At 42.5% G+C, this 20544-nt stretch carries 20 protein-coding genes; 11 read left to right on the top strand and 9 right to left on the bottom strand.

Features of this window, described 5'->3' with window-relative positions:
• A partial coding sequence (locus LC574_RS01235; protein ID WP_229451128.1) for an alpha/beta fold hydrolase occupies positions 1–649 on the bottom strand: 649 nt, incomplete at its 3' end.
• Between the two features lie 685 nt (positions 650–1334).
• Here LC574_RS01235 and LC574_RS01240 point away from each other — a divergent pair.
• Positions 1335–1913 (top strand): hypothetical protein, encoded by a 579-nt coding sequence (locus LC574_RS01240; protein ID WP_229451129.1) that lies wholly within the window; start codon positions 1335–1337, stop codon positions 1911–1913.
• A gap of 299 nt (positions 1914–2212) precedes the next feature.
• Positions 2213–2983: an armadillo-type fold-containing protein gene (locus LC574_RS01245; protein ID WP_229451130.1), complete on the top strand. Its 771-nt coding sequence runs from the start codon at positions 2213–2215 to the stop codon at positions 2981–2983.
• Between the two features lie 217 nt (positions 2984–3200).
• Here the strand turns inward: LC574_RS01245 and ftsE are convergent, their stop codons facing one another.
• Both ftsE and LC574_RS01255 read right to left on the bottom strand, forming a co-directional pair.
• Positions 3201–3944 (bottom strand): cell division ATP-binding protein FtsE, encoded by a 744-nt coding sequence (gene ftsE, locus LC574_RS01250; RefSeq protein ID WP_229451131.1) that lies wholly within the window; start codon positions 3942–3944, stop codon positions 3201–3203.
• A gap of 217 nt (positions 3945–4161) precedes the next feature.
• Positions 4162–4917, bottom strand: a complete 756-nt coding sequence (locus tag LC574_RS01255) for a WecB/TagA/CpsF family glycosyltransferase (protein WP_229451132.1) — start codon at positions 4915–4917, stop codon at positions 4162–4164.
• A 322-nt stretch (positions 4918–5239) separates the two neighbouring features.
• Here LC574_RS01255 and LC574_RS01260 point away from each other — a divergent pair, with 322 nt between their 5' ends.
• The 3 genes from LC574_RS01260 (at position 5240) to LC574_RS01270 (ending at position 8210) form a co-directional block, all read left to right on the top strand.
• Positions 5240–5959: a response regulator transcription factor gene (locus LC574_RS01260; protein ID WP_229451133.1), complete on the top strand. Its 720-nt coding sequence runs from the start codon at positions 5240–5242 to the stop codon at positions 5957–5959.
• 148 nt (positions 5960–6107) lie between these two features.
• A complete protein-coding gene (locus tag LC574_RS01265; protein WP_229451134.1) occupies positions 6108–7781 on the top strand; it encodes a SpoIIE family protein phosphatase in 1674 nt (557 codons plus the stop codon).
• A 3-nt stretch (positions 7782–7784) separates the two neighbouring features.
• Positions 7785–8210 (top strand): anti-sigma regulatory factor, encoded by a 426-nt coding sequence (locus LC574_RS01270; protein ID WP_229451135.1) that lies wholly within the window; start codon positions 7785–7787, stop codon positions 8208–8210.
• A 102-nt stretch (positions 8211–8312) separates the two neighbouring features.
• On the opposite strand, the gene LC574_RS01275 is transcribed toward LC574_RS01270, so the two are convergent.
• On the bottom strand, positions 8313–8753 hold the full coding sequence (locus LC574_RS01275) for a ketosteroid isomerase family protein (protein ID WP_229451147.1): 441 nt from the start codon (positions 8751–8753) through the stop codon (positions 8313–8315).
• Between the two features lie 522 nt (positions 8754–9275).
• On the opposite strand from LC574_RS01275, the gene queG reads away from it, so the two are divergent.
• Both queG and LC574_RS01285 read left to right on the top strand, forming a co-directional pair.
• A complete protein-coding gene (queG, locus tag LC574_RS01280; protein WP_229451136.1) occupies positions 9276–10250 on the top strand; it encodes a tRNA epoxyqueuosine(34) reductase QueG in 975 nt (324 codons plus the stop codon).
• Positions 10225–10863: an HAD-IA family hydrolase gene (locus LC574_RS01285; protein ID WP_229451137.1), complete on the top strand. Its 639-nt coding sequence runs from the start codon at positions 10225–10227 to the stop codon at positions 10861–10863. Before queG ends, LC574_RS01285 begins: the two co-directional genes overlap by 26 nt.
• A 422-nt stretch (positions 10864–11285) precedes the next feature.
• Here the strand turns inward: LC574_RS01285 and LC574_RS01290 are convergent, their stop codons facing one another.
• Positions 11286–11660 (bottom strand): hypothetical protein, encoded by a 375-nt coding sequence (locus tag LC574_RS01290; protein WP_229451138.1) that lies wholly within the window; start codon positions 11658–11660, stop codon positions 11286–11288.
• A 222-nt stretch (positions 11661–11882) separates the two neighbouring features.
• On the opposite strand from LC574_RS01290, the gene LC574_RS01295 reads away from it, so the two are divergent.
• Positions 11883–12413: an orange carotenoid protein N-terminal domain-containing protein gene (locus tag LC574_RS01295; RefSeq protein ID WP_229451139.1), complete on the top strand. Its 531-nt coding sequence runs from the start codon at positions 11883–11885 to the stop codon at positions 12411–12413.
• A gap of 395 nt (positions 12414–12808) precedes the next feature.
• Here the strand turns inward: LC574_RS01295 and LC574_RS01300 are convergent, their stop codons facing one another.
• A complete protein-coding gene (locus tag LC574_RS01300) occupies positions 12809–13573 on the bottom strand; it encodes an ABC transporter ATP-binding protein (protein WP_229451140.1) in 765 nt (254 codons plus the stop codon).
• Positions 13574–13917: 344 nt separating this feature from the next.
• Between LC574_RS01300 and LC574_RS01305 the strand changes: the two genes are divergently transcribed.
• Positions 13918–14520 carry a Uma2 family endonuclease gene (locus tag LC574_RS01305; RefSeq protein WP_229451141.1) on the top strand — a complete coding sequence of 201 codons (603 nt, stop codon included), beginning with the start codon at positions 13918–13920 and terminating at the stop codon, positions 14518–14520.
• Positions 14521–15348: 828 nt separating this feature from the next.
• Here LC574_RS01305 and LC574_RS01310 read toward each other — a convergent pair.
• Positions 15349–15675, bottom strand: coding sequence for a hypothetical protein (locus tag LC574_RS01310; protein WP_229451142.1), 327 nt, complete (start codon positions 15673–15675; stop codon positions 15349–15351).
• Between the two features lie 435 nt (positions 15676–16110).
• Here LC574_RS01310 and LC574_RS01315 point away from each other — a divergent pair, with 435 nt between their 5' ends.
• The gene (locus LC574_RS01315; protein ID WP_229451143.1) at positions 16111–17577 is read left to right on the top strand and encodes an efflux RND transporter periplasmic adaptor subunit; all 1467 of its coding nucleotides are present in this window, start codon (positions 16111–16113) and stop codon (positions 17575–17577) included.
• A gap of 10 nt (positions 17578–17587) precedes the next feature.
• A complete protein-coding gene (locus tag LC574_RS01320) occupies positions 17588–18805 on the top strand; it encodes an ABC transporter permease (RefSeq protein WP_229451144.1) in 1218 nt (405 codons plus the stop codon).
• Positions 18806–19445: 640 nt separating this feature from the next.
• Here the strand turns inward: LC574_RS01320 and LC574_RS01325 are convergent.
• Together LC574_RS01325 and LC574_RS01330 are read right to left on the bottom strand one after the other, a co-directional pair.
• Entirely contained in the window at positions 19446–19679 is a 234-nt protein-coding gene (locus LC574_RS01325) for a hypothetical protein (protein WP_229451145.1), read from the bottom strand.
• Between the two features lie 48 nt (positions 19680–19727).
• Positions 19728–20544, bottom strand: an 817-nt coding sequence (locus LC574_RS01330; protein ID WP_229451146.1) for a vanadium-dependent haloperoxidase, incomplete at its 5' end; no start/stop codon positions are given.

Below are 20544 nucleotides of genomic sequence, written 5' to 3' on the forward strand. Positions count from 1 at the left end.
AGAGTGCTGCATACTCAGCATTAGGCTGTTGGGCAGATTGTAAATAAGCATCTACAATTTCTTGATACACTCGATTAGACTGAGCAAATTGCCGTTGCTCTAAGAAACTGCGAATACCCCCACTGGTGGCTACTCCAGTGCTGTAAAGTAAACGGTCAACAAGGGGAACGCTGATTAACTGGGCAAAAAAACTACGGGAGTAGTCTTCGCCAAAGTCGGAAAGTCCGGCGGGGGTAGTGAGAATTAAAGATTTGAATAAATCAGGATGATCTGATGCTACTCGAATTGTAAAGGCTGCGGTCAAAGAAGAAGCGATCGCTGTTACTGGCCCAGTACAAGTCTGCTCGAAAAACTCCCGAATCGTGGTTAAATAATCTTCAATCTTATAACTCCGTGCCGGATGCTCAGACCTACCCCAACCGATTAAATCTGGCGCAATGACCCGATATTCGGCGGCAAAAGCCGGATAGACTTTCGACCACTCATAAGCAGAAGATCCACCACCAAAGGCGTGCAGAAACACTAAAGTTTCCCGATCATCTTTTGTTGTAAAATTGTCCTGCCAAGGTGACTTAGTGGCTGTATAATATACCATCCTACCTAGTGAGGTATTTATAGAGCGTTGTTCAAATCCTTGTGGTTGAAACATAAGTACTTTTTATTGACTGTAGTATTTAAGTAGCATGAGTAACAGAATAGACCTGTAGATGCGTGTACACGGAGAAAGCATTTGATAATTTATCCGCGTCACAAAAGCCAACGAGTGAGCTTATTCCTTCAATGTATGGGATGAATCGCTACTCGCTGTCTTGGTCATTAGTCAGTAATCATTAGTGGCGAGTCTACGAAAATCGTGAAAAACCTACTAATGACTTCTTGACTAGATTTACCTGCGGCTTGAAGCTGTAGGATGAGTTAACGCATCTCCTTTGGTTCCCCCAGAATACTTATCTATTTAGTTCAAACTTGTCACTCATTGTTATTATCGGCGAATCAATCACTTTAAAACTTCTTCCTACCATCAGATTAAGTAGATATAAAATTACTGGATTACTTGTAAAGATTTGGTGATTTTTTTTCATAGTGAAAAGTAACTTAGCGTTGAAACTACTGTTTTATAAGGGTTTGTCGTGGTATCGAGTATTACTAAAGCGGGAATAAATCATAAGTTTTTATGCTAGTCTATCAAGAAACTCATAAATAATTCTGAGCGTCAATAAAATTCAAAATGCTCATTTTAACAAGCTATTAATTCTAGTTCAACATGTAGAAACATAGCTTTTGATGTATTACTAAATCTAATTATTATCTAAGTAATAGTAAGGCGGGATGTCATGGTACAGGCTACTCTTCAATTAAATAAACTACCAACGATTGAAGACGCTAAATTTGCGCTTGACTTTAATATACAAAATGAAATTAAAGTTTTAGCTTGGGGGGAGCAGGTGGAGTCAGCTATTGACGCTGGCAGAGTGACTGTACCTACTTGTATTTGTTTAGACTTAGAAGACTTAAAGTGTTTTGAACCAGTAGAGCGCCAATATGAACGCTGGGGAGTAATTTTTCACAATTCTATAGCAATACAGCCATCAAATCCAGCATTTCCAGCCTATTCAGGGCTAACAGTCCTAATGGGAGCGCCCAAAAGCGGATTTTTAGAAGCTACTTTCTTGCATCCGGTTAATTCAGTTAGCGCCTTTGTCACTAGTTCGCAACGGCTAGTGCTTTCCGCCTACGATCGCGATCGGCAACTCATCGCTCAAACTGCACTACCAAGCCCTAATCTTGCCAATTCCGACTCGGCAATTTCCCCCAATAGCTTATTATCTATAACTGGGAATAACATCTACAGCGTTACCTTCTGTGCTTTTGATGGCCAATTCACCCTTGATAACTTTCGTTTTTATCTTTAAAAACCCTTTATGCCCTTGCTCTGAGCCATTTAAAATGGTATCTTGATTTCCGCCCTGCTGTACTAGTTTACTATAGACCTCTTGCATAAATCAAACAATTTGAACCCCAAAGAGCCACTCCCCCGCTTTGTCTCCCCTCCCCAAGAATAAGGGGAGGGGTTGGGGGTGTTAGGGACTTTTGCAAGAGGTCTTATGCTGTCCTTAAAAACCGGGCATCTTCTGGTTTGGGTCTTCACCCTTTCTTCAACCGTAGTACAACTTATACAATAGTTAATTTCGTAATCAAGTAGGTAAAAACTGTGGCACAGGCTTCGTCTTCTTGGCAGCAATTGATCAACCAGATCCCCAACTGGAACTGGTCGCTTCCAAAGTTCAAGACAAAGGGAGCAACAAAGCAGCAAACATTTAAGCGCTTCTCTGGGCCTGGGGGCTTTCTTGGGTTCTTGACAATCGTCGTCACCATGTTGTTGTGGAACTGGATGCTGCTATTGGCTCTCTCAATCGGCGTTGGGATAATGGTATTGGTTTACTCAATGCAAGAGTGGGACTGGCAATTACACTGGTCTAAGATACGTAAGTTCTTAAACAGTTCAAATCGTCGGTTAGCCTTAGCAGTCATAAGTGGTGGTCTTGCTACTGTCACTACTTACATGGCCGCTGCAATTTGGGTTGACTCTCACAGTTCCTGGATTGCTGCTGGTGCGATTGTGCAAGGCGTGGGAACACTGTTAACTTTAATTTTATTGGTCTGGCAAATTATCAACTTCTATGAAAATCGAGAAGACCACCTCGATCAGTTGTTGGTAAATTTAACAGAAAAAGATCCATTAAAGCGGATGATTGCCCTACGTCAATTAACTAAAGTCATCAGCCGTAAGCGAGTTGATTCTTCAGTGCAGCAAGATGTTGTGGAATGCTTGCAACTCCTACTCTCTCGAGAGGAGGAAGTTACGATCAGAGAGGCAGCTTTTAAGAGTTTACAAGCCTGCGATCGCTTACAAGTTCTACCCCCCAAAACAGCAACAACTTTCACACCCGTATCAGCTAAAATCAAACACCACGTTTATTAGTCATTAGTCATTAGTCATTAGTCATTGGTCATTAGTCATTAGTCATTAGTCATTGGTCATTAGTCATTAGTCATTGGTCATTAGTCATTAGTCATTAGTCATTAGTCATTAGTCATTAGTCATTGGTCATTAGCCATTGGGCATTGTCTCCCTCATCTCCCTCATCTCCCTCATCTCCCTCATCTCCCTCATCCTCCCCCTGCCCAATGCCCAAAACTTATTTTCGAGACAACCGTCCATTGCGAACTTGCACTACCGGATGATTGTATCGCCGTACCAATTGTTCATCGTGGGTGCTAACAATTACTGTAGCCCCAAAGGAATTTAACTTCTGCAGAATCTGGATCACTTGCCAGGAATTATCTGGATCGAGATTTCCAGTCGGCTCATCCGCCAACAGCAACGGTGGTGTACCAACGATCGCACGAGCAATACTCACCCTCTGTTGCTCTCCCCCAGACAGCTGATCTGGAAAGCAGTTAGCTTTACTCAGCAAACCCACCAGCTTCAAGGTTGGTTCTAAGCGTCGTTGAATTTCTTTACGGGTATACCCTTGAGCTTGCAGTACAAAAGTTACATTTTCCGCTACTGTTCGCTGGGTAATCAGTTTGTAGTCTTGAAACACAATGCCAATCCGTCGCCGCAAAAATGACAAGCGATCGCCCCGTAAACCTGCTACATTACATCCATCAACAATTACTTCTCCCTGCGTCGCTAACTCCTGGCCATATAGCAGTTTCAAGAGCGTTGATTTACCAGAACCACTTGGCCCTGTGATAAACAAAAATTCTCCCTTTTTTACCTCAAGGTTCGCATTCAACAAGGCGTGAGTGCCATTAGTATAAGTCTTAGTTACAGATTGCAATTGCACCTTGACAGTAGTATTGCTACCGTGCTGTTGAGTTTTGTCCTCTCTATGAACGGATTTGTCTGTTTTAACTTGAGTTGTTAATACTGGCATTGTTAAATTTTCCTTATCCCCACCACCAAATAGCTTACGGGTTTAGATTTGATATTCCTTTCAAAAATAAGGATTCCCAGGTTTCGCCTGGGAATTGAAAACTCAACAAAGAAAATTTAAAATTTTTTGAAGACTTTAATACTAACTAAGTAATAGCACCTACTCCCCACTCTCCAGTACAGACGCGATTAATCGCGTCTCTTCCCACTCCCCACTCTTAACTAATAGCACCCCTTGCTGTCAAACGATAAACAAAAGCTTTCACAGCAAACGCTGGCAAAGCCAACATCCGCCGCCAACGCCAAGGTTCTTGATAAAGCCGATACAACCATTCCAAATTATTATTTCCTAACCAGGCTGGAGCGCGAGTTTTAGTTCCCGACCAAATATCAAAACTACCACCAACACCAATCCAAATTGCTTGGGGACACAAATGGCGGTTTTCGGCAATCCATAACTCTTGACGTGGCACTCCCAAACCGACAAAAATCACTTGTGGCTGCAATTGAACCAGAGTTTCTCGCAATTGTGCTTCTTCTTCTGGGGAATGGTAGCCTGAGTGAGTGCCAACTATACTCAAATCTGGAATTTGCTGCTGCCAAAAATCTGCCGCAGTTGAAGCCACTCCAGGCGCTGCACCATAGAAAAAAACCTTTGCTCGTGTTTTGTGTTGCCCGATTTCTTGCAAAAGTTTTTCTGCTAGTTCAATCCCCGGAAAACGCTGCACTTTTTGCCATAATAGCCATCGCAAATACAGAACAACCCCGGCTCCATCTGGAATCACTAATTCAGCATTTTTAATGATCTGAGCTAAGATTTGATTCTGCTCTGCCTGCATAGTCATTTCTGCATTGAGCGTTACTACATGAATCCCTCTGCCTGCACGCAGGCATTCTAACAACCAGCCTGGATAGTTAGCCATCACATGAACTGGTATTCCCAACACTGAAAATGCTTCATTGCCTTTAGACATAGCTTATTCTGGATTAACCTCACACCAGATTTCCTTGAATGTTAAGTTTATCAAATTTTTTATATTAGAACTTAGGCAGAAGAGATTCCCATTGCCCTGCAACAATAGAAAGCATAAGTAATTAGTCTTGGGCGCTTGTACTTGGGCTGAACCAGTCCAAACTTGATTGTTGAAGTGTAATATTCTACTAAGTATAAAACGCTCAACTCGTAACTCTGGTTCCGGGAACAGAAGCCCCCACTATACTGCTTGCAGTTAGTGTGGGAGTATGTCACGAAACTCGACTTTCTGGTTAAGGTAGTGTAACGGGCTGAAGTTGGCTATGAGTAAAATTCGTATCGCTCTGATTGAAGATCATGACCTAACTCGTGTAGGTATTCGGACAGCACTACTACAAAAAGATGACATTGAAGTTGTAGGTGAAGCTGCTAATGCTGCTGACGGGCTAAAGATGTTAAAAATGGTACGACCAGATATTGCCATTGTAGATATTGGTTTACCAGATAAGGATGGCATTGAGCTAACACGGGAGTTAAAATCTAGTGCTAATGGGCAGCAGCTACTAACAAAGGTGTTAATTTTGACGCTGCGGGATAACAAAGAAGCCGTATTGGCAGCTTTTGCGGCTGGTGCAGACTCTTACTGTATGAAAGATATCAAATTCGATAATTTGCTGGAAGCAGTACGAGTAACTTACAATGGCAACGCTTGGATCGATCCAGCGATCGCTCGGATTGTATTACAACAAGCGCAACAAAATCCTCAAAAGTTGGAATCAGCTTTTGTAGATAGCAAGACCATTGCCTCTAATCCTGATTATGTCGAGAATCTGGAAGGAATTCAACCTTACACCCTGACAGAAAGAGAATTGGAAGTGCTACAGTTGATTGTCGAAGGTTGTAGTAATGCAGTAATTGCCGAAAGGCTTTACATCACTGTTGGGACTGTTAAAACTCACGTTCGCAATATTTTGAATAAGCTATGTGCCGATGACCGTACCCAAGCAGCAGTCCGCGCCTTGCGTTCTGGGTTAGTAGGATAAGGTTAAATTGAGTGAACAGTTATCAAGTTTTAAAACACTGATAACTTATAGCTGTTGAAAATGATTAGTTATTAATTTTTGTTGATTCTCAGGTGGGATAAAAATTATATTATCTCGCCATTCAAATATGTGAAAACTAAAGTCAAATATGGCTGATATCGGAGTGGACAAACTTAAGCTCATGGTGGTAGATGATGAGCCAGATAACTTAGATTTACTCTACCGCACTTTTAGGCGAGATTTTCAAGTATATAAAGCCAATCATGCCTTTGGCGCTCTAGAAATCTTGGATCAGTTTGGTGAAATGGCGGTGATTATTTCTGACCAAAGAATGCCAGAAATGAATGGCACTGAATTTTTTAGTCGCACCGTAGAGCGCTTTCCAGACACGATTCGGATTTTGTTAACTGGTTTTACTGATGTCGAAGATTTGGTGGATGCGATTAACTCCGGTCAGGTATTCAAGTACATTACCAAACCTTGGAATCCTGAACGGCTCAGAGCCTTAGTTGAGCAAGCCACTGATACATATCGTCTAGTTAAGAAGCGCACGCAAGAGTTGGGTCGGGCCCTACAGCGAGAATCTTTGTTTAATGCTGTAACAACGGCAATTCGGGAGTCTCTAGACTACGACAGTATGCTGCAAAAAATTGTCGCAACTATTGGACAAACATTTGAAGCTAGCAATTGCTTGCTTAGACCAGTAGAGGGCGATCGCCTCACACCAGACCAGTTCTCATACCGCGATCCCAAATCCGATGTATCAGATTGCTTCTTCGACCCCAGTGTTTTAATTCAAAAAGTGCTGGAAACCGGTCATTATCAACTTGCTCAAGATGTATATGAGGGTAATCCTTCTCACCACCTAGTTGTGCCACTTAGCTATCAGCAGCATTTATTGGCTGTGCTGGTTCTCCACCAATGGGGACGCGATCGCCCTTGGCAAGACGAAGACATTCAACTAATTGCAGGCGTTGCCGAACAAGCAGCCTTAGCCCTCTCTCAAGCAAAACTCTACCAGCGCCTCCAAGAAAAGCAACAGCAGATTCACAATGAGTTGGAGGTAGCCCGCCAAATTCAATACAACTTGCTACGCCAAACTTTACCTGACATCAAAGGTGTGAAGGTGCAAGCCTGCTGTTACCCAGCGCGGGAAGTAGGAGGCGATTTTTTTGAAGTTTTTGTCCATCCCAAAGGCGATTTGTGGTTGGCAGTGGGTGATGTCTCTGGAAAGGGCGTCCCAGCTGCTTTATTTATGGCTAGTATTATTTCAGTTTTGCGCCGGGAATTATCTCAAGAAGCACCAGCCGAGCCAAATGTGGTCATGCAGAACCTCAACCACGCTCTCAGTGAAGACTTAATTAGCAACAATTATTTCATCACTCTTGTGTTAGCCTGTTATACCCCTACCACTAAGGAACTTGTCTACACTAATGCAGGTCATATTTATCCACTATTATGGTCACGTCAAGGTGTTTTAACCGACAATCCCAATTACCTGAAAGTTCGCAGCGTTCCTTTAGGGATCTTGCCTAAGTGGCAGGCACAGTCTGGTCGCTTGATTCTCGCTGCTGGAGACACATTGTTACTGGCCAGCGATGGAATTACAGAAGCTAAGGTATCAAATAATCCTGATTCAACAGTAAAAACCGAGTCTGGCGTTGACCCAGTTAACCATTCTATGCTGAATCAAGATGGTCTTTGGCAACTCTTGCAACAAGAGCAACAACCGCTTTCTCTTAACCATTTACTAGCTCGCATCCAGGCAGATAACCACGTTCAAGAAGATGATCAAACTATACTTTCACTGGAGATTTTGTAAGTGATGAAAAGTGAGCTTCATGTACCAAGTGACTTGAGTTTTCTTAATATTGTCGAAACTTGGCTGCTGGGATGTTTAAAAATCCAATTAGGAGACTCTGTGGACTGGTCACGGCAATCAAGCCGTTTGAGGCTGGCTTTAGTAGAAGCCTACTCAAATGCAGTCCGTCATGCCCACAAGGACAAACCAAATTTACCGATTTTACTGCGTTTGGAAGTGAAAGACCGGGATCTTGCTCTCGAAGTTTGGGACTACGGCGAAGGCTTTGATATGTCTAACTACTATGCTCCAAACCCGATGGAAAAACAAGAAGGTGGTTATGGTTGGCTAATTATGAATCGTCTCATGGATAAAGTAGACTACCAGTTGCAAATTGATGGTGCCAACTGTCTAAAGTTAGAAGCTACTTTACCCGAATTAGTGAAATAGACAAAAGTTACTACTTTTCAAGTAATGTGTTATCTGAATTTTCTGTGATTGGATTTTCTTTGGGGTACGATCAAACATTGCCTAAGCTATTATACTTATTTGCTAGTTTTCACGACGTAAAGAAAGTAACTCTTGGGGAGAAGCTAAAAGTTTGATTTTAGTATATGAAATTTGCCGTTGTTGGTTGAGGATAAATAACCACAAGACATTCACACTACACCAGGAAGTTTGTGCTTTGCCTGTTACTTGGACTTGAATCGTAGCGTTTTCTAAAGCCTCAGCTATTCCCGTGTTGGGATAAGCTTTAATATTTTGGCCTTCTTGTTTTAAGTAGGCTGCGATCGCATCTGTTCCCACAATATCAGATTCAAATGGTGGACGCATCACACCATCTACGGCAAATAAGGCAGCAGTTGCCTCAAATTCTCCTGCATTTAAGGTTTCAAAATAACGCAGTACACTTGTTTCTGTAATTCCCTCAATCTGGAATTCTTCTTTCAACTGTTCAGCAGAGGTCACGTCGCTTCGCTCCGAATTCAAAATTTAAAATTCAAAATTTACAATCTCCATAAATTTACTTATGGGGTTGGATAATTTTTTACTTTGAGAGTAAAATTATCTGTATTATGCTACCTAAATATTAATTTCAATACAAAAATAGCTAAAAAGAAACCTGCTGTTGAGATAGATTGCCGCATTTGTACAAATCTTCCTGACGATGGTTGAGATGTTGCAATATAGCGGTTCTCAATTGCACGGGAATACAGACCACTCGTAAAGGCACAGCATTGCTGTGCCTTTACCATGTTTTGAATCCAAACTAGACTGCTATAAATAAAATTTATATAAGTAAGTCGGCACAATAAAAGCAAACTGTGTGAAGAAAAGTAAACAAGGCTCAAAGCCTTTTTCCCCCAGCAAGAACTGCCCCCTACCCCCTGCCTGATGCCAACGATAATTATTTATGCCGACCTACTTAGAATAAGCAACAAATGTTAATCAAAGGTATTGACTACGTAATGTAAAATTAAATCGCCTTTATTTAGGCAAAATTTAGATAAAAAAATGAATCAGTATTCTGTAACAAGCAGCAATGTAGTGAAAGAGAAAGCTGGCGAGTTGGGCTTTCACAAAGTTGGAATTGCTGCTGTAGATAGGATAGATACCACAGAAGCGCAGAGGTTACAAGCATGGATTGAACTGGGTTATCACGCCGATATGGAATGGATGGCTAACCCAAAACGCCAGGATATTCGCTTAGTTATGCCAGAGGCGCGATCGCTAGTGTGTGTGGCGCTAAATTACTATACGCCACATCAACGGAAAGAAGGCAAGGAATACGCCAAAATTTCTCGTTATGGCTGGGGAAGGGATTATCACTTGGTAATGCATAAAAAACTCAAGCAGTTAGCCAGATGGTTAGAATCACTTGGTGAAGGTGTATTAGCTCGTTATTATGCAGATACTGGTCCGGTGCAAGATAAAGTGTTGGCTCAACTTGCCGGAATTGGTTGGATTGCCAAAAATGGTAATGTGATTACACGAGAATATGGCTCTTGGGTATTTTTGGGAGAAGTGTTGACTAATTTGGAATTAGAGAGCGATCGCCCACATACAGAACACTGCGGTAGCTGTACTCGTTGTCTTCAGGCTTGTCCTACGGGTGCAATTACTCAGCCTTTTGTCGTGGATGCTAATCGTTGTATTGCTTATCATACGATTGAAAATCGGGCAGAGGAATTGCCAGAGACAGTCACACTCAATTTACAAGGCTGGGTTGCTGGTTGTGATATTTGCCAAGATGTTTGTCCTTGGAATCAACGTTTTGCCAACACAACTGATATTGAAGAGTTTCAGCCTTATCCTGCGAATATTGCTCCCCAACTGCTAGAATTAGCCAAAATCTCAGATCAGGAGTGGAATAAACGATTTCCAGCATCTGCCTTGCGGCGGATTAAGCCAGAAATGTTACGACGCAACGCCCTAGCTAATCTTGACGCATCCAGGCGAAATAATGACCCCGAAAGTAATTATTTTTGATTTTGATGGCACTATTGCTGATACAGTAGATGCCCTTGTAAGTATTGCTAATCGTCTAGCTGTAGACTTTGGTTATAGACACATAAGCCCAGAGCAATTATCCCTACTTAAAAACTTAACATCTAGGGAAATTATTAAATACTCAGGAGTTTCTCTATTTAAAATACCTTTTTTAGTTAAAAAAGTTAAAGGAGAATTAAAAAACAAAATCCCAGAATTAAAGCCAATTCCGGGAATTAAAGAAGCATTAATCGAACTACAAAATGAAGGCTATAAGCTGGGGATTATCACTTCTAATTCTAAAGAAAATGTGACGCAATTCCTGACAATCAATGATTTAAATCACTTATTTGATTTTATCTACTCAGGAATTACGATTTTTGGTAAAACAACCATAATCAATAATGTATTAAGGCAAAATCAACTCCAACCTCAAGAAGTTATTTATGTCGGAGATGAAACCAGAGATATCGAAGCATCAAAGAAAGCAAATATCCAAGTGATTGCAGTAACTTGGGGCTTTAATTCACCGCAAGTACTAGCCAAGCAAAATCCAGATTATTTAATTCAGCGGCCTAGCGAACTATTAGAAGTGATGAATGGTAGTCATTAGTCATTGGTCATTGGTCATTAGTCATTAGTCATTAGTCATTAGTCCAAGAGAAACCACGTCCCTTGTGGAGATAGTTTGAATTAGTCTTAATTAGGACTTACACCAGGGCTATTTCGTTCTAGACATAAACCGCCCAGAACTGAAGTTCCGGGCTAATAGTCCAAGTCCACTAAAGTGGACTAAAAGCCTTTCTTAGTCCACTTTAGTGGACTTTTGCTATTAGCCTCAGAATTCATTCTGAGGCGGGCTAGATGAGAATGAAATAGCCCTAGGACTTACACACTGTACAAATTCATCGTGATGTGCATTAACGATGCTCCCGGAAGTTTTCAGGCTTTTCTTAATTATCGTGCGATCGTCAATAGACCATGCTGTAGGGGCACAGCAATGCTGTGCCCTTACGAAAGATGTGGTTTTTAAACTTAATTTTTCCGTTCACCCTTTTCTAAAGCTTGTTGTACTAGATCATCACTGACATTAGTGACACCCTCAGTGTTAGAATTCCCAACTTCCTTTGCTAATTCTATATAATCATCAGGATTACCAGTTGGCTGCGTTTGAGTTTTTGTCTCTACTGGTTTAGAGGTTTGATATTTAGGTGCAGTGGCTGCTTCGGCGGCTGCTGCGCCTTCACCTGTGCGATCAACTTCACTAACGCTGAATTGTTGTGCAGTTGCATAATCAGCATCAAAATCGACCGTTGGTGCTTTTTCTTCACCACTAGCTATGCTTTCGGCAGCTAATTGTGCATCCTGGGTGGGAGCTTCATTAACATTGGGCTTTACTTCATCAGGCATAATTAAAATCCTTAGGTTAAATTTTTTATTGCTTACTTGAAAGAGCATAGCAAAGTAATTAGCTCTTTCCATGCTCCTTTAGGAGAGACTTTACCTCTATTAAAAGATAGATTAAACCTGCAATTTGCAATTAATATAAATCTTTCTCTTGATAGTAGAATCTGATGCTCAAACTTTGGTAACCCTTAGTTTGGCGTGTAAAATTTCTTTGGAAATAAAATTATGACTGCAAGTTACGATAAAGATATTTCTCAAGCCCAGAGCAATGAAAGTCAAAAATTGGTGGATGCGTTTAACAATTTAGATACCGATGCAAAATTAGCCTGGTTCTATTTAGTTTATGAAAAAATGGGTGATTCTATCACACCAGCTGCTCCTGCTGCGGCCGAACCTGAGTTAGCACCACTTCTGCTAGGAGACTATTTTAAGTTATCAGATGAGCAGCAACTAGATATTATGCGGGATATAGTTAACCGCAAAGATACAGAATATTCCCGTGCTTATGGGGCGATAAAAGAAAACAATCAGCTGTTAGTTTGGTATGCTTGGGCAGAAGCTATGGGGGATACGGTGGTTGACTTACCAGGTAGCTATGAACCAACTAAGGCAATTAATGATTTGCTTTCCCAGATTGAAGAATTAGATTTTGACGAGCAAATTTCGGTGTTTCGGACAATAGCTGGTGAAGTGGGTTACACCGATGTTAAGCCGATTGAGACGCAAGCAGAAACTGGAAAAACCTCTAGTTTGTAATCGTAACTGGCGAATAAAAGTCGCGCCTACACAAACTCTCGTCCGCCTACGCTGTGGGAATGCCAAAGGTAGGCGGACTTTATAGCAGTTTTCATGTATTTGAACCACATCTATCGTAGGGGCGCAGCAATGCTCATTGGTGTCAACTTAAGCTAAAAATCGCTTATCTGTTGGCTTCCACGCCCGCCTAGAACTAAAGTTCTTTGGCTTTTAGCTAAAGTCTACTAAAGTAGACTAAAGATTTTTGGCTATATTTAGTCATCAAAAGAAGACTTTCGCTATTAGCAAGGAACTTCAGTTCCTTGCGGGACATGGCTTTTACGTTAAGTTGACACGTATGAGCTGGCTCGTGCCCCTACCGCGTGGTCTATTTACCTGAAAATAGCTGTAATAAGTTATGACATAGCAAGGTTACTCAAGTCAGATGGTGTCAAATTGGAGTGTACTACTTGACCATCACGGAACCAAACGATGCGCTGGGTTTGACGAGCAACTTCTGGTTCATGGGTTACCATGACAACGGTAATTCCACTAGCATTGAGTTCGCCAAAAATATCTAAGACTTCTTGGGTTGTGCGCGAATCAAGTGCGCCTGTGGGTTCATCGGCTAAGAGTACCACGGGACGATTAACGATCGCCCGCGCGATCGCTACTCGTTGTTGTTGTCCACCAGATAGTTGAGTTGGTTTGTTGTTGAGGCGATTTGCTAAACCCACTCGCGTCAATGCAACTATTGCGCGATCGCTTCTTTCTTTTGGGTTCACACTAGCATACACCATTGGCAACATCACATTTTCTAGTGCTGTTAGTTGGGGCAATAGATGGAATTGTTGAAACACAAACCCTAGCTTTTTATTACGGATGTGTGCCAATGAGCGATCGTCCATTTGGGCTACATCGAGGTTATCTAAATAATAATGTCCACCTGTGGGACGGTCGAGACAACCGATAATATTCATGGCTGTGGATTTACCAGAACCAGAAGGCCCCATGATTGCACAATATTCGCCCTGTTCCACGATTAGATTGACATCATTGAGCGCTCGTACTTCTGTTTCACCACTACCATAAATCTTGAAAATGTTTTCTAGTCGAATGATTGCTGGTTTCGGTACAGCATTAGGAACCAGGGAATCGGTAATTGTAATAGTGTTTGCCATAAGGAGATAAGTAATCTTGGACTGAGAAGAAAGTACTTTACCAGTTGTCACTATAGTAACTATCGTCACCCTGAATATACTGCTTTTCAAAATCTAGAATCCAACGGGCAGAGATAGGCAACATGACAGACACTTCCTAACGTAGAATGCGAGGAAGCATCTTACAACGTTTGGATGCTACTTTGGAAATAACAGAAGACAAATATTTTAGCCTTCTGTAACATCTGGGTTGTAGTTTACAGCGCTTTTCAAGTAATTGAACTACACCACTCCCTACTCCCCACTCCCTACTCCCCATCTCATCTGTGGTCTAAATACCTGAAAAATGCTGTAAAGACGGAACAATGACACAAGCCAACTTATCCCAAACTCTAGCCGTCAATATTCCACCTACACTCATACTCACAGTCACCCATGAGCAGTTTGTTCAGTTAGCACTGGCTAACCGAGATTTACAATTAGAACGAACTGCTACGGGAGAGTTGATTGTTATGCCACCAACCGGCAGCGATACAGGGAAGCGAAACTTTGACATTGCCGGACAACTCTGGTTATGGAACCGTCAAACAAAATTAGGTGTAGCTTTTGACTCATCTACTGGTTTTTATCTGCCTAATGGGAGCGATCGCTCTCCTGATGCTGCTTGGATATGTCAAGAAAGATGGGATGCTCTCAGTGTAGAACAGCAAGAAAGTTTTGCTCCAATTTGCCCCGATTTCGTGCTGGAACTACGTTCTAAAAATGACTCCATAGAAAAGTTACGCGCCAAGATGAGAGAATATATAGAAAATGGCGTTTCTTTAGGTTGGTTAATTGACCGGAAAAATCAAAAGGTGGAAATTTATCGCCAAAGTCAGGATGTAGAAGTTCTGAATAAACCTGCAAATTTGTCAGGGGAAAATATTTTACCTGGGTTTGTGTTGGATTTAACCGAAGTCTGGAGTTGACAATACTAGTTTAAATGATTTGAGTAGTTAATTATATTTAATGATATAGTATTTCTCAATTGCATGGAATACAGACCATTCGTAGGGGCATAGCATTGCTCACTGGTGTCAACAAAAGCCTAGAAATAGCTTAACTGTTGGCTTCCTTCCTCACCCGCCTGGAACTAAAGTTCTTTGGCTTTTAGCAAAAGTCTACTTAAGTAGACTAAAGATTTTTGAGTATATTTAGATTCGTAGGTTGGGTTGAGGCACCATACGTGTCAACTTAAGCTAAAAGTAGCTTAACTGTTAGCTTCCTCACCCGCCTCGAACTAAAGTTCAAGGCTAATAGCTAAAGTCTACTAAAGTAGACTAAAAATTTTTCGGATTATTTAGTCATCAAAAGAAGACTTAAGCTATTAGCAAGGAACTTCAGTTCCTTGCGGGACATGGCTTTTACGTTAAGTTGACACCAATGTTGAGGCACGAAACCCAACAAATACGTTGGGTTTTGCTTCGCTCAACCCAACCTACAAAAAAATGGCGAAGGTATTGTCAGTAGACTAAAGATTTTTGAGTATATTTAGTCATATTCAGATGTTATGAGTCAGCAATCAGGTGAATTCAGAAAGCAATATGCCTTTTTGCTTGCCCAAAACACTAAAATGAATGCGTGATCTACTGAAATGAGAAAGCAAACTGGGGTTTGAGAAAGCATTTAGTCTAAATGCTTTCTGATTTCGGTATTTTGCTTATTGCAATTCGACTTTATTTGTTTTTTTGATGAAGTAACTAGGTATATTATCGGTTTGACGACAAGCCCTGAGTCTCCGGCTTTGCGCTTTGCGTCTACGTCAAGCATAATGCTTTAGATGAGACGGGGAGTAGGGAGTGGTGTAGTTCAATTACTTGAAAAGCGCTGTAATACTGCAAGCTGAGTATCCTAAGTATTGTGGCTTCTTTGGTGCAACAGTAGCGATGCCTGCGGTGGTCACTGAGCGGCTGGTGAGCATCTCGGCTTACCTCGGCTTCGCTCGGCACAAGTCGCTCGATGGAGCCGGAGTCGAACCATGCCGTACCACTTCGTGGAAGCAAGCTACGCGCAGCGTCTCGTAGAGAAGTGCGGGCTACGCCTACGCTAAAAATGTGCAAATTAGAAACAAGCTGGGGTGTCAAATAATAATGTGGCTAAAGTCACCCATTCAGGTGAAGCCATACAGACATGTAACACCTATTATGAAGTAAGATTAAGCAACTGTGAAGCTAACTATGCGTCTAGTTGTTAGTTCATTAATAAAGATTTAATCCAAAAACTTTAACAACTCCGCATTCCTGCATCTGCCCTTTAATATTTATGTCCGCTCAATTAACCATAGTTAAGAGGAACCCCCAACCACTCCCCATAAACGTTATGAATTGTCATTGCGAACGTAACGTAGTGGAGTGAAGCAATCCCATATCTTGCGATTGCTTCACTACGCTACCGCTTCATTCGCTTTTGACTTACACCTTCGTGCAAAATTGGGATGCTCCCTTACTATAGGCAATTCGATGGACATCATCAATAACTACAGGCTACTCGCATAAATCAAGATTTATAGGCTTATAAATATGGCTACGCACATAGAAATTCCTGTTGTTGGCAAAGTTAAATATCCATTACGCTGGCTGATGGGGCTGATAGCAGGGGGTGTCTTGGTTGTTGGTACCACAACCTACACCCTGATAAATCAAGGGACAAATAAAGAAGATATTGCTCAATTAACTGTGCCAGTAGCAGCGCAAAACGTCACCTTGCGGATTACAGCTAGTGGCAAAGTCGTGCCAGTTCAGAGCGTAAATATTAGTCCGAAGAACCCTGGAGTGCTGTCGCAATTATATGTCCAACAAGGCGATCGCATTCAACAAGGACAAATTCTCGCCCGCATGGATAGCGCAGGTATTGAGGCTCAAAGGAGCCAGTACCGTGCTAACTTAGCCCAAAGCCAAGCACAACTTGCCGAAGCCCTTGCTGGTAGTCGTCCTCAAGAAATTGCTCAAGCAAAAGCGCGGTTAGCACAAGCTCAAGCGCAGCTAACCCAAGCTAAAGCTGGTAATCGTCCCCAAGAAATTGCTCAATCTCAATCCCAAGTGGATGCGGCTCAAGCAAAGGTGAATTACACCAAGGAACAGGTAAAGCGTTATCAATATTTATATCAACAGGGAGCAGAGAATAAACAATTACTCGATCAAGCCATCAGCGAAGACAAAAGTGCTAGAGCCAATTTAGAAGAAGCTAAAAAACGATTTTCCTTAGTCCAAATTGGTACTCGGACTGAAGAAATCGCCCAACGTCAAGCAGCAGTTAATGAAGCACGGGCAGCATTGGTACTGTTGGAAGATGGGACTCGTTCTGAAGAAATTGTCCAGCGTCAAGCAGCTGTTGCAGCGGCTGAGGCTCAATTGAAAGGTGTACAAGTGCAGTTGGAAGATACAATTATTCGCGCTCCTCTTTCGGGAATTGTTACCCAAAAGTATGCCGATCCTGGCGCGTTTGTCACACCCACAACCTCGGCTTCTACTAGTGCATCGGCAACTTCTAGTTCAATTGTCGCCGTAGCACGCGGGTTAGAAATATTAGCTCAAGTTCCCGAAGCTGATCTTGGCAGAATTAAACCGGGACAGCAGGTGGAAATTGTCGCTGATGCTTATCCCGATCAAGTTTTTAAAGGTAATGTGCGCCTAATTGCTCCCGAAGCTGTAGTGGAACAAGGTGTGACATCTTTTCAGGTGCGGGTTGCTTTGGATACTGGTACAGATAAACTACGTTCTGGCTTAAATGTGGATTTGACTTTTTTAGGCGATCGCGTCAATAATGCCTTGGTGTTACCAACGGTGTCAATCGTCACCGAAAAGGGTCAAACTGGCGTACTTGTACCAGATGCAAACAATAAACCCCAGTTCCGCGAAGTTACAGTTGGGGGGCAAATCCAAAACCAAACTCAGATTTTAGGGGGAGTTAAAGAAGGCGATCGCGTTTTTGTTAATCCACCCAAAGACTACAAAATTGAGAAGGCGAAAGAACAGAATAATTCGTAATTTTTAAGAGATGAATTTTTTAGAAAGTATTCAAATGGCGGGGAAAACCCTGCTGTCAAATAAGTTGCGTAGCGCCCTTACTATGTTGGGTATAGTTATTGGCAATGCCTCAGTGATTGCCATGATTGGTATTGGTGAAGGTGGGCAAAAATACGTTAATAAACAACTGGAGTCGTTAGGGCCTAATGTGCTTTTTGTACTGCCAGGTAATCAAGAAACTCAGCGTATCTCCTTTGAAGTGCCAAAAACTCTGGTGTTACAAGATGCTGAAGCGATCGCCTCTCAAGTACCAACAGTTGTAGGAGTTGCGCCGGAGTTAAACAGGAGACAGGTAGTTGTATACCGCAACAGAAACACCGATGTCAACATCATTGGCACAACTCCCAGCTTCCTGTCGGTGCGGGATTTTGAAACTGATAAAGGCAGGTTTTTCTCTGAGGTAGACATCAAGCGAAGCAACCAAGTCGTTGTGTTAGGTGGAGACTTGGCAGTAAAACTATTCGGTAATAGTAACGCTATCGGTCAGCAATTGCGAGTTGGAAATACCAGCTTTCAAGTGATTGGGACGTTGATAGCTAAAGGTTCCAGCGTGGGAGCAGATTATGATGATGCTGCTTTAATACCAATCACGACTTCAGCAAACCGACTTGTGGGAAAGAATTCTCCTTATGGTATCGCCTTAGATTATCTTGTTGCTGCGGCTCGTGATTCAGAGAGTGTAGATGCAGCAGAGTTTCAAATTACTAATTTACTGCGTCTACGGCACAAAATTAATGGTGAAGATGATTTTACTATCCGCTCTCAAAAGGATGCTTTGCAAACTGTCGGTCAAATCACAGGTGCATTGACAATTATGCTAGCTGCGATCGCCGGGATATCTTTGTTTGTCGGCGGCATTGGCATCATGAATATTATGCTTGTTTCCGTCACCGAACGCACTCAAGAAATCGGATTGAGAAAAGCGATCGGGGCAACTGAGCAAGATATTTTGCTACAGTTCATCATTGAGGCAGTAATAGTTTCAGCAGCTGGCGGTTTAGTTGGGACTGCGGTTGGTGTCAGTGGCATTCTATTAGTGGGAGCCTTGACTCCCTTAGAAGCGGCACTTTCTCCAACAGCAATTACTATGGCAGTTGGTGTTTCTGGTGGTATTGGTTTATTCTTTGGTGTTGTTCCTGCACGTCGCGCTGCTAAACTCGACCCGATTGTAGCTTTGAGAAGTGCTTAATGATGGGGATGGCGAAGCTTACAGCAGTTTTCATGTATTTGAACCACATCTATCGTAGGGGCACGAGCCAGCTCATACGTGTCAACTTAACGTAAAAGCCATGTCCCGCAAGGAACTGAAGTTCCTTGCTAATAGCGAAAGTCATCTTTTGATGACTAAATAATCCGAAAAATTTTTAGTCTACTTTAGTAGACTTTAGCTATAAGCCCTGAAATTCATTTCTGGGCGGGCGTGGAAGCCAACAGATAAGCGATTTTTAGCTTAAGTTGACACCAATGAGCATTGCGCTTTACCCCTACCGCGTGGTTTATTTACCTGAAAATAGCTGTAATCAGAAAAAATAATTAACCACACAATATCTTCGGCAATTTACGAGGCTTGGGAGTAGGGTTTAGCAGAATGAATACGACTTAAAGTAGCTATCTAAGTTGCAGTTGTGGAAGACAATAACTCTACATCAACCCAATACTGCGTAGGTTTTGAATATTCGTAGGTTGGGTTGAGCTTTAGCGTTACCCAACAAACCCCGCTAAACGTTGGGTTTCGTTCCTCAAACGCCACTTGCTTCTCCCAAGGGGAGACGCTGCGCGAACAAGTCGGGAAACCGCAAGGGCGCAGTGGCTCCCCAACCTACACATTTTTATTTTTTAACCTTAACCCAGCAGTATTGAAAACGACGGGAAACTCCATCCCCAGGTGTCTGTAGAGGGATAGTCGCCCCAAGCGACGGGGCGACAGGCGCCGGGCATTGGTAGTTTCTTCCCCATGACGGCAGTTGACGGCAGTTGCTCATGGGGGAAACCCCCAAGACCGCACTGCCTCCTCCACTTGGGGAGACCCCTGCGTACCCGTCACTGCCTCCCCCATGCCCCATTCCCCATGCCCAAAAACTCCATCCCGCAAGTGGCGTGGAGTTTTTTATTTAAACTGTGACTTTTGTACCGTCAAATTTGGTGAATGTGAAGCCATTGAATCTTTCGTTGTAACCCAGTCTCTCATCCCTAAGCAGGCTAATAGCAACCTCTTCTCCCAAAGCCAAAGCAGCTGAACCATCTGAACGCCAATGGATACCGCCGTGACCACGACCAATAGCATAGTTAGTTGCCAGTTTATTCAACTCTCCACCCACAGTCAGTGGTGGCCCACTGTAAGGAATTACTTTTGTGGGATCATTGGGGTCAGGCACTACTGGTGAGGGGATAACAAAGTTTTCATCAAAAAATGCTTTCAACAGTGTGATATTGACGCCAGCATTAGCAGCGGCACCACCTGTATAGGAGGAATGGATTGGTGATGCTTCTGGATATGCTTGGGGCAATAGATAAGTGCCGAAGGTGCTAAAGGTCTGAGCCAAAGCTTGGGAATTTAAGACCTCAGAATTAATTGGATACTGTGTTCTATTGACAATGTTGTTGTATATTAGCCCACCATACGCCTCCGGGCGGAGAATGCGGTGTACATAATACTTCTGCCAGTATGATGCTCTGATTACACGCGAAGTACCCAAATTAAGCAAGGCTTGTAAATGTCCCAATGCAAAGGTTGCAGCTGAACCAACTTGAGTTTTCGAGTTGACGTAGGGATTGCCCGGATTCAAAGGAGTACTGATGCTATTAAGAATCAAGGAGGCTCCCAGGTATGTAGGGCCGCCAATATGGGCATACTCACCTAAATCCCGAACCGTGACTATGTAACGGTTTTTGGGGTCGTATTTAATGGATTTCCCGGAACTACCTCCA

Source organism: Nostoc sp. CHAB 5715 (assembly GCF_020829685.1).
Lineage (GTDB): Bacteria > Cyanobacteriota > Cyanobacteriia > Cyanobacteriales > Nostocaceae > Nostoc.

Excerpts from the sequence above, each read along its gene's own strand:
- LC574_RS01240 (WP_229451129.1), top strand. The coding sequence starts at position 1,335 with ATGGTACAGGCTACTCTTCAATTAAATAAACTACCAACGATTGAAGAC.
- ftsE (WP_229451131.1), bottom strand. The coding sequence starts at position 3,944 with ATGCCAGTATTAACAACTCAAGTTAAAACAGACAAATCCGTTCATAGA.
- LC574_RS01255 (WP_229451132.1), bottom strand. The coding sequence starts at position 4,917 with ATGTCTAAAGGCAATGAAGCATTTTCAGTGTTGGGAATACCAGTTCAT.
- LC574_RS01260 (WP_229451133.1), top strand. The coding sequence starts at position 5,240 with ATGAGTAAAATTCGTATCGCTCTGATTGAAGATCATGACCTAACTCGT.
- LC574_RS01265 (WP_229451134.1), top strand. The coding sequence starts at position 6,108 with ATGGCTGATATCGGAGTGGACAAACTTAAGCTCATGGTGGTAGATGAT.
- LC574_RS01270 (WP_229451135.1), top strand. The coding sequence starts at position 7,785 with ATGAAAAGTGAGCTTCATGTACCAAGTGACTTGAGTTTTCTTAATATT.
- queG (WP_229451136.1), top strand. The coding sequence starts at position 9,276 with ATGAATCAGTATTCTGTAACAAGCAGCAATGTAGTGAAAGAGAAAGCT.
- LC574_RS01285 (WP_229451137.1), top strand. The coding sequence starts at position 10,225 with ATGACCCCGAAAGTAATTATTTTTGATTTTGATGGCACTATTGCTGAT.
- LC574_RS01290 (WP_229451138.1), bottom strand. The coding sequence starts at position 11,660 with ATGCCTGATGAAGTAAAGCCCAATGTTAATGAAGCTCCCACCCAGGAT.
- LC574_RS01295 (WP_229451139.1), top strand. The coding sequence starts at position 11,883 with ATGACTGCAAGTTACGATAAAGATATTTCTCAAGCCCAGAGCAATGAA.
- LC574_RS01300 (WP_229451140.1), bottom strand. The coding sequence starts at position 13,573 with ATGGCAAACACTATTACAATTACCGATTCCCTGGTTCCTAATGCTGTA.
- LC574_RS01305 (WP_229451141.1), top strand. The coding sequence starts at position 13,918 with ATGACACAAGCCAACTTATCCCAAACTCTAGCCGTCAATATTCCACCT.
- LC574_RS01315 (WP_229451143.1), top strand. The coding sequence starts at position 16,111 with ATGGCTACGCACATAGAAATTCCTGTTGTTGGCAAAGTTAAATATCCA.
- LC574_RS01320 (WP_229451144.1), top strand. The coding sequence starts at position 17,588 with ATGAATTTTTTAGAAAGTATTCAAATGGCGGGGAAAACCCTGCTGTCA.
- LC574_RS01325 (WP_229451145.1), bottom strand. The coding sequence starts at position 19,679 with ATGGGGCATGGGGGAGGCAGTGACGGGTACGCAGGGGTCTCCCCAAGT.